This is a genomic window from Burkholderia sp. GW821-FHT14F03, assembly GCF_058803765.1.
In genome coordinates this window covers 1-9,873 of sequence record NZ_JBXAPG010000093.1, presented here as the reverse complement: position 1 = coordinate 9,873, position 9,873 = coordinate 1, and the positions used below count along the sequence as shown (strand labels likewise).

Genomic DNA, 9,873 nt, shown 5'->3' with positions numbered 1-9,873 from the left:
AGCAAAGAAGCTGTCGTGACGGCTGACGCGTTCGATGCCGAGCAGTTCGCTCCAGATGCCGGCGATAGTCGTTTCCAATTCACCCGACGGTGCTTCGTAATCCTGTCGGACGAAGGCATCCTGGTCGGGGGCAGGGAGTGCCTTGCGATCGAGCTTGCCGTTAGGGGTGAGCGGGAAGGTATCGAGCCGCACGAATGCGGCGGGCACCATGTAGTCGGGCAGACGGGCGGCCAGATAGGTTTTCAGTTGGCTGGCGACGGACGGATCTGTGCTTTCGTCGGGCGTATCTTCCCCGCCGAAGGCGGCAGCTTCCGCGACGACGTAAGCGACCAGTCGCAAGTCGCTGTCCTGGCCCAGCGCCAGAACGGCGGCTTCGCGGATCTCCGGATGCTCGGCAAGCCGCGACTCGATTTCGCCGAGTTCGATACGGAAGCCGCGGATCTTGACTTGATGATCGTTGCGACCGAGGAATTCGAGGTTGCCGTCGGGGAGGTAGCGCGCTAGGTCGCCGGTTTTATAAAGACGAGCGCCGGGCTGGTTGCTGAACGGATCGTCGATGAAGCGTTCGCTGGTGAGGTCCGGTCGGTTCAGATAACCGCGCGCGACACCGGCCCCGCCGACATAGAGTTCACCGGCCACACCGAGCGGGACGGGACGCAAATGCGCATCGAGCAGGTACGCGGTGGCGTTGTGAATCGGCCGGCCGATATGCGGGACATCGGCATCGACGGGCAACACGCCAGAGGTTGCCACGACGGTGGTTTCGGTCGGGCCATAGTTGTTGACCAGCGTGAGGCCGTCAGGCAATGCATTAACGCCCCCCGGGAAACGTTCACCGCCGATGAGCAGATAGCGGAGATTGGGCGGTAACTGCTTGCGGTCGATCGCCATGACGGCGAGCGAGGTGACGAGGAAGGAGACGTCGAGTTGTTGCTGCTGCCACCAGTCGAGCAGGGCGATCGGATCGCGAGCGGCATGCACCGGAGGCAGGACGAGGGTGCCGCCGGAGAGGAGGCTGGGCCAGAGTTCCCAGGTGGTGGCATCGAACGCCACGCCGGCCGTCATGGCCGAAGCCGATCCGGACCGAAGCGCGAAGGCATCGATATGCCAGTAACAGAGGTTGACCAGATTGTGATGTTCGACCATCACGCCCTTGGGCACACCGGTAGACCCCGAGGTATAGATCACATAGGCCAGATTCCGGTCGCTCAGCCCATCGACCACCGGGTTGGTCGTCGGATAGGCGGAAAGCTTGAGCAGGATGTTGAGTTCGGAAGCTTGCCCGGCATGGAGGACGATGGAGTCGTCGACCAGCGCCTCATTGGGATCGAGGACAGCCCGGTTGGCGAGCGGCGCATCGCCGATAGCAGCGAGGCCAGCGGTATCGGCGAGGACGATAGCAGGATTGGCGTCATCGAGAATGTGCGCGAGCCGGTCAGCGGGGTAGGCGGGATCGAGCGGGAGATAAGCCGCCCCCGCTTTAAGAATCGCGAGTACGCCAACAATCATGGCGGGCGCGCGCTCGACACAAACAGCAACTGGCATATCCAGGCGCGCGCCAAGCTCGATCAGATGATGCGCGAGCCGGTTGGCGCGCGCATTCAACTCGCCATAACTGAGCGTGATATCTTCGAACCGCACGGCGATGGCCGAAGGCGTTCGTTCAGCCTGCTGCTCGACCAAGCACTGCACGGTGGCGCCAGTCGGATAATCGCGACGCGTCTGATTCCATGTTTCGAGCAGCTGCGTGCGCTCGTGGTTTCCGAGAATCTCGATCTGAGCCGTCGGCGTTTCCTTCTCAAGAACAAACGCCTTGAGCATGGTGACGAGATAGCCGGCATGACGTTCGATCGTGGCCCGCTCGAAGAGCGCGGTAGCGTAGTTGATGCCCCCGATGATCTGGCCATCGGCCTCGCTCAGATTGAGCTCGAGGTCGAACTTGACGATCTGATGTTCGACTGGAACCAGCGTGGAGGCGATGCCGGGCAGTTGCCAGTTGCCGACCTCGTTGTTCTGCCAGGCGAACATCACCTGGAAGAGCGGGGTGTGATCGAGGTGTCGTTGCGGTTGGACGATTTCGACGACCTGTTCGAAAGGCAGGTCCTGATGTTGCTGGGCATCGAGCGCGACGCGGCGGACACGCTGGACGAGTTCGGCGGGCGAAGGCAGGCTGTCGAGATCGATGCGCAGCGCGAGGGTGTTGACGAAGAAGCCGACGAGCGGTTCGATCTCGGCGCGCCCGCGATTGGCGGAAGGCGAGCCGATGACGATGTCGGATTGTCCGGAGAGCCGGGAGAGGACAGCGCTCCACGCGGCGAGGACAGTCATGAAGAGCGTGGCCTGCTGCTGTTGCGAGAACTGCCGCAGCGCGCGGGTGAGTTCGGCATCGATATGCAGGGGAACGGTCGCGCCGGCATAGGACTGCTGGGGCGGGCGGGGCCGGTCGGTGGGGAGTTCGATGCGAACAGGCGCGCCGGCGAGGTTGCTGCGCCAGAACTCGCTTTGCTCGGCAAGCCGTTCGCCGGCGAGCCATTGACGCTGCCATGCGGCGTAGTCGGGGTACTGGATGGCGAGGGCGGGCAGGTCGGCGGGTCGATTTTCGACGGCGGCGGCGTAGAGCGCACTGAGTTCGCCAAGCAGAATGCCAAAGGACCAGCCGTCGGAGACGATGTGGTGCTGGGTGAGCAGGAACTGATGATGATGCGCGTTGAAGCGGATCAGGCGGGCGCGGATAAGCGGACCGTGTTCGAGGTCGAACGGGGTTTGAGCTTCCTCGTGTTGCAGGTGGAGGGCCTGTTCTTCGACATTGCCTCCGGACAAGACGTGCTGGCGAAGCGGCACACCTGACCCGGTGGGGAGCAGTTGGACCTGTGGTTGCCCGTCGACGGAGACGAATACGGAACGCAAGGCTTCGTGCCGGTCGAAGAGTGCGTTAAGCGCGTCATGCCATGCGTGCGTATCGAGTTCACCGTGCAGATCGATGGCGAAGGGGATGTTGTAGGCGTGGCTGTTCGGATCGAGTTGAGCGAGGAACCAGAGACGCTGCTGGGCGAAGGAGAGCGGCAGAGGCTGATCGCGGGACACCGATTCGATGGTGGGCAAATCGAGGGGTGCGGTGTGAAGCTGCTGCGAAACGACGTCGGCGAATGCGGCGAGAGAAGGTGCGGCGAAGAGGGAGGCGAGCGGTAGGTTTGCACCGATCGCGGCGACGCGGCTCATGAGACGGACGGCGAGGAGCGAGTGGCCGCCGAGGGCGAAGAAGCTGTCGTGGCGGCTGACGCGTTCGATGCCGAGCAGTTCGCTCCAGATGCCGGCGATAGTCGTTTCCACTTCACCCGATGGTGCCTCGTAATCCTGTCGGACGAAGGCATCCTGATCAGGAGCGGGGAGCGCCTTGCGATCGAGCTTGCCATTAGGGGTGAGCGGGAAGGCATCGAGCCGAACGAAGGCAGCCGGGACCATGTAGTCGGGCAGACGCTCTGCCAGATAGATTCTCAGTTGGCTGGCGATGGCCAGATCAACGGACGCATCTTCCCCGTTGATCCGATCGCTGACGTTTTCGCTAGTCGCATCTTCCCTGTCGAATGCATTGGCATCGGCAACGACGTAAGCGACCAGCCGGAGATTGCCTTCGGTGCCATGAGTCAGAACAGCCGCTTCTCGAACACCGGTATGTTCGGCAAGCCGTGATTCGATTTCACCGAGTTCGATGCGGAAGCCACGGATCTTGACCTGATGGTCGTTACGGCCGAGGAATTCGAGGTTGCCGTCGGGCAGATAGCGTGCGAGGTCGCCGGTTTTATAAAGACGAGCGCCGGGCCGATTACTGAACGGGTCGTCGATGAAGCGTTCGCTGGTGAGGTCGGGGCGGTTCAGATAGCCGCGCGCGACACCGGCCCCGCCGACATAGAGTTCACCGGCCACACCGAGCGGGACAGGACGCAAATGCGCATCGAGCAGGTACGCGGTGGCGTTGTGAATCGGTCGGCCGATATGCGGGACCTCGGCATCGACGGGCAACACGCCAGAGGTTGCCACGACAGTGGTTTCGGTCGGGCCATAGTTGTTGACCAGCGTGAGGCCGTCAGGCAATGCATTAACGCCACCCGGGAAACGTTCACCGCCGATGAGCAGATAGCGGAGATTGGGCGGTAACTGCTTGCGGTCGATCGCCATGACGGCGAGCGAGGTGACGAGGAAGGAGACGTCGAGTTGCTGCTGCTGCCACCAGTCGAGCAGGGCAATCGGATCGCGAGCGGCATGCACCGGAGGCAGGACGAGGGTGCCGCCGGAGAGGAGGCTGGGCCAGAGTTCCCAGGTGGTGGCATCGAACGCCACGCCGGCCGTCATGGCCGAAGTCGATCCGGACCGAAGCGCGAAGGCATCGATATGCCAGTGGCAGAGGTTGACCAGATTTTGATGTTCGACCATCACGCCTTTAGGCACACCGGTGGACCCCGAGGTATAGATCACATAGGCCAGATTCCGGTCGCTCAGCCCATCGACCACCGGGTTGGTCGTCGGATAGGCGGAAAGCTTGAGCAGGATGTTGAGTTCGGAAGCTTGCCCGGCATGGAGGACGATACTTTCGTCGACCAGCGCCTCATTGGGATCGAGGACAGCCCGGTTGGCGAGCGGCGCATCGCCGATAGCAGCGAGGCCAGCGGTATCTGCGAGGACGATAGCAGGATTGGCGTCATCGAGAATGTGCGCGAGCCGGTCAGCGGGGTAAGCCGGATCGAGCGGGAGATAAGCCGCCCCGGCTTTAAGAATCGCGAGTACGCCAACAATCATGGCGGGCGCGCGCTCGACACAAACAGCAACCGGCATATCCAGGCGAGCGCCAAGCTCGATCAGATGATGCGCGAGCCGATTGGCACGCGCATTCAATTCGCCATAACTGAGCGCGACATCTCCAAACCGTACGGCGATAGCCGAAGGCGTCCGTTCAGCCTGCTGCTCGACCAAGCGCTGCACGGTGGCGCCAGTCGGGTGATCGCGACGCGTGCGATTCCACTCATCGAGCAGCAGCGCCCGCTCCGCGGCCGGCTGCACCTCCAGGCTGCGCACCGCCACTCCCGATCCGTATTCCAGCGCGTCGGCCAGACTTTCGAGCGCCTGCGCCATGTAGCGGCAAACACGCTCCGCATCCAGCGCCTCGATGGCCTGCAAGGTCAGCCCGAGCGCCTGCCCGAAATCCTCGACCGACAGCACGAGCGGATAGGTAGTGCGCTCCTCGGCATGCCCGAGCGAGATCCCGTCGAAGGCAATCGGATTGAGTGAATCGGGCGCATTGTGCCGATAGTTCAGCAGCGCGCTGAACAGCGGCGATTCGGCGGGCACGCTGCTGCACCGCTGCGCGAGCGCGAGTGACGCATGTTCGTGCGCAAGCAGATCCGCGAGGCGAGCATGCGCGGCTCGCACGCTCGCCTCGACCGGCGTGTCGTCGAGATCAAGCCGGATCGGCAGCGTATTGATGAACAGGCCCATCGCCCGGTCCGCGCCGTCGCCGGCCTGCATGCGGCCGAACAGCACCGTGCCGAACACGACCTGATCGCGGCCGCTGGTGCGCGAGAGCACCTGGGCCCAGGCAAGATGGCACAGGCTTGCGAGGCTGACATTGGCCCGTTTCGCCTGCGCGCGCAGCCGCTGGTTCAACACCGTCGGCAGCATCAGCTGGGTTTCGCGGACACGCGCGCCGTCGCGATGCACTTCCGAAAGGCCGAACGGCAGCGTGGGCTCGTCGATGCCGGCAAGCATCGACGTGAAGAACCGCATGTGTTCCGCTTCACTGGTCCCGAGCCGCGCCTGCGCCACGAGATTGCGGAACGGCTGAGCGTCGGGCAGCGCTTGGTCCGGATCCAGCAGCAACGCCTGCACTTCCTGATTCAGGATGTCGAGCGTCGAATGATCGCCGATCAGGTGATGCAGCAGCAGTTGAAGAATCCAGCGGCCATCCGTGTTGTCGGTCACCGCGAAGCGCAGCAGCGGCGCCTGCGTCAGATCGACGCGATAGTGATGCGGGTCGAAGCGCGCGGCGAGCTGCGCGGCGATCGGACCGTGGGCCGAATCGAGACGGCATTCCTCGACGGATAACCTCGCGTTACGCCAAACCACCTGCGCGGGCGTCGACACGCCTTCCCACACAAACGCGGTTCTCAGAATGTCGTGACGATCGACCACCTTCTGTACGGCATTCAGATAACGGTCGAGCAGGTCGCGCGTCTCGAACGCGAGTTGGCCGACGACCAGGTAAGGATCGCCGTCGGTCGACAGCAGATGATGGAACAGGATGCCGTCCTGCAGTGGCGACAGGGCATAGATATCCTGGATGTTCGATACTCCGCCGGGCACCCGTTCGACGATGCGATCGATGTCGGCCTGGGTGAGGTCGATGAGCGGGAGCAGGTCGGGCGTAATGGCGCGGGTTTCGGGCGTAATGCGATTCACCGGAACCTCGATCTCGCGATGTCCGCCCAGGCTTTGCGCGAGCGCGGCAAGCGTGGGCGCCTGGAACAGGTCGCGGATCGCGAGACTCAATCCGCGCTGACGCATGCGCTCGATCAGCTTGACGGCAAGCAGCGAGTGACCACCGAGGGCGAAGAAACTGTCGTGGCGGCTGATCGCGTCGATGCCGAGCAGCTCGCTCCAGATGCGGGCAAGGGCGATTTCGATGTCGCCTTGCGGGGCCTCGTAGTCCTGGCGTTCGAAGGCATCCTGATCGGGAGCGGGGAGCGCCTTGCGGTCGAGCTTGCCATTCGGTGTCAGCGGGAACGCATCGAGCTGAACGAACGCGGCAGGCACCATGTATTCCGGCAGACGCTCGATCAGGTGCGCGCGCAGCGCGGCTGCGGCGGGCGTGTCGCCGGGTGCGGCGGCATCTGCGATGAAATACGCCACGAGTCGCTTGTCCGCATCCGCGTCGACCGCGAGCACCACGGCCTCGCGCACCATCCCGTGCTCCACGAGGCGCGCCTCGATTTCTCCGGGTTCGATCCGAAAGCCGCGGATCTTGACTTGCTGGTCGTTACGGCCCAGGAATTCCAGTGTCCCGTCGGGCAGAAAGCGCGCGAGGTCGCCGGTTTTGTACAGACGGGCGCCGGGCAGCGGGCTGAACGGGTCGGCCAGGAAGCGCTCCGCATTCAGTTCGGGACGGCTGAGGTAGCCGCGCGCGACGCCCGCGCCGCCCACGAACATCTCGCCGATCGCGCCGATCGGCGCGGGCTCGCCGGACGGATCGAGCACATAGATCCGCAGATCGGGAATCCGTTCGCCGATGGGGCTGCTCGCGGCGAGGCTGTCGTGTTGCAGGAGCGGCCGGTAGGTGACGTGCACGGTGGTTTCCGTGATCCCGTACATATTGACGAGTTGCGGCGCACACTCGTCGCGGGTCGCGTACCACGCCTGCAGCATCGTGGGTTCCAACGCTTCGCCGCCGAAGATCACGTAGCGCAGCCGGTCGCGCAGCGTGCTGTGCGACTGGCTGGCGATGAAGGTGCGGAAGGCGCTCGGCGTCTGGTTGAGCACGGTGACACGTTGTTCGCACACCAACTGGTGGAAATCCTGCGGCGAACGGGCGATCGCATGCGGCACGATCACGAGCTTGCCGCCGTAGCGCAGCGCGCCCCACATCTCCCAGACGGAAAAATCGAAGGCGAACGAGTGGAACAGGCACCACGTGTCGTTCGCGTCGAAACCGTACCAGGGGTGAGTGGCGTCGAACAGGCGCGTCACGTTGCGATGCTCGACCATCACGCCTTTCGGCTTGCCGGTGGAGCCCGACGTATAGATGACGTAGGCCAGGTGATGCGCGGCCAGATCGGTCGCGACGGGGTTGTCCGCTGGCTCATCCAGGGTTTCGTTCGGGTCGAGCACAGTCAGCGGGGCAAGCGTTGCGTCACCGAGCGCGGCGCGTCCCGCCGCATCGGCGATCAGCAGGCGAGGGGCGGCGTCCTCGACGATATGCGCGAGGCGCTCGCCGGAGTAGGCCGGATCGAGCGGAACGTAAGCGCCGCCGGCCTTCAGGATCGCGAGCAGGCCGACAACGGTGGCCACGCTGCGCTCTACACAGATCCCGACCAGGGTGTCCGGACGCACGCCGAGGCGGATCAGGCGATGTGCGAGGCGATTGGCATGGGTATTCAGCTCCGCGTAGCTCAGCGTGCGACTGCCGCATACGAGGGCGGGCGCGGACGGCGCGCGCGCGACCTGGGCCTCGAACAGTTGCGGCAGGCTGGCGGCGGACGTGTCGTGCGCACCGACGGCATTCCAGGTGTCGAGCAGCAGCCTGCGCTCGTCGGACGGCAGGATGTTCAACTGACGCGCCGGGAGCGCCGGGTTCGTTTCCAGCGCCTCGGCGAGACTGTGCAGGGCCTGCATCATGTAGCCGCAGATGCGTGCGGCGTCGAGCGGCGCGACGACCTGGGCGGTTAGGCCGAGCGCGTCGCCGAAGTCGTCGATCGAGAAAGTGAGCGGATAGTTGGTCCGCTCCTCGCTGCCGAGCGATTCGACCTCGGTGGAAGCGACCTGATGCAGGGGGGGCGGCGCACTGTGTCGATAGTTCAGCAGCGCGCTGAACAGCGGAGAGCCGGCCGGAATGCCGCTGCAGCGCTGCGCGAGCGCGAGTGACGCGTGTTCATGCACGAGCAGGTCCGCGAGCCGCGCATGCGCGGTGCGCACACTGGCTTCGATCGGTGTGTCGTCGAGATCCAGGCGAATCGGCAGGGTGTTGATGAACAGGCCCATCGCGCGATCCGAGCCGTCACCCGCCTGCATGCGGCCGAATAGCACGGTGCCGAATACGACCTGATGCTGTCCGCTGGTGCGCGCGAGCACCTGCGCCCAGGCGAGGTGACAGAGGCTCGCGAGGCTGACGCCCACGCGCTTGGCTTGGGCGCGCAGACGGTCGCTCAGCGAGCGCGGCAGGGGCAGATGGGCCTCGCTGATCTGCGAGCCGTCGCGGTGGACTTCGGCGAGGCCGAAGGGCAGGGTCGGCTCGTCGATGCCGGCCAGCATCGTGGTGAAGAAGCGGGTGTGCGCTGCTTCGCTGATGCCGAATCGCGCCTGCGCCACGAGGTTGCGGAATGGCACGGTGCGAAGCAAGGTGTCGTGGCGGCCGGAGAGAATTGCGTCGACTTCGGCGTTTATTATTTCGAGCGTGGAGTGGTCACCGGCCAGATGGTGCAGGAGCATCTGGAGAATCCAGCGGCCGCTGGTGTCCTGGGCAATCGCGAATTGCAGCAGCGGCGCGCGGGTCAGGTCGATGCGATGATGACGCGGGTCAACGCGCTGCGCCAGCTGATGGACGATGGGGCCGTGTTCCGGATCGAAGCGGTATTCCTCGATGGGCAGCTTCGCGTGGCGCAGGACGATCTGGGCCGGTGTGGACAGCTCTTGCCAGGCGAAGATGGTGCGGAGAATGTCGTGGCGGTCGGCAACCTGCTGGATGGCGTCGAGGTAGCGGTCGAGCAGGTCGCGGGTGGCAAAGGCGATTTGGCTGGTCAGCAGGTACGGGTCGCCTTCGGTAGACATCAGGTGGTGGAACAGGATGCCGTCTTGCAGCGGGGAAAGGGCGTAGATTTCCTGGATGTTGGCGATGCCGCCGGGGACCTGGGCGATGATGTGGTCGATGTCGGCCTGGGTGAGGTCGATGAGAGGCAGCAGATCCGGGGTGATCGCGGTGGTTTCAGGGGTGATGCGGTTGGCCGGGACTTCGATCTCACGGTGCTGGCCGAGGGTCTGGGCGAGCGCGATGACCGTAGGCGTGCGGAACAGATCGCGGATCGACAGGCTGAGGCCACGCTGGCGCATGCGTTCGATGAGTTTGACGGCGAGGAGCGAGTGACCGCCGAGAGCGAAGAAGCTGTCGTGGCG

General features: G+C 64.5%; 1 protein-coding gene. It reads right to left on the bottom strand.

Annotation, left to right across the window (positions count from 1 at the left end; translation table 11 throughout):
• On the bottom strand, positions 1–9,873 hold a 9,873-nt coding region (locus AC1RQF_RS32780; protein ID WP_492874265.1), incomplete at both ends, for a non-ribosomal peptide synthetase.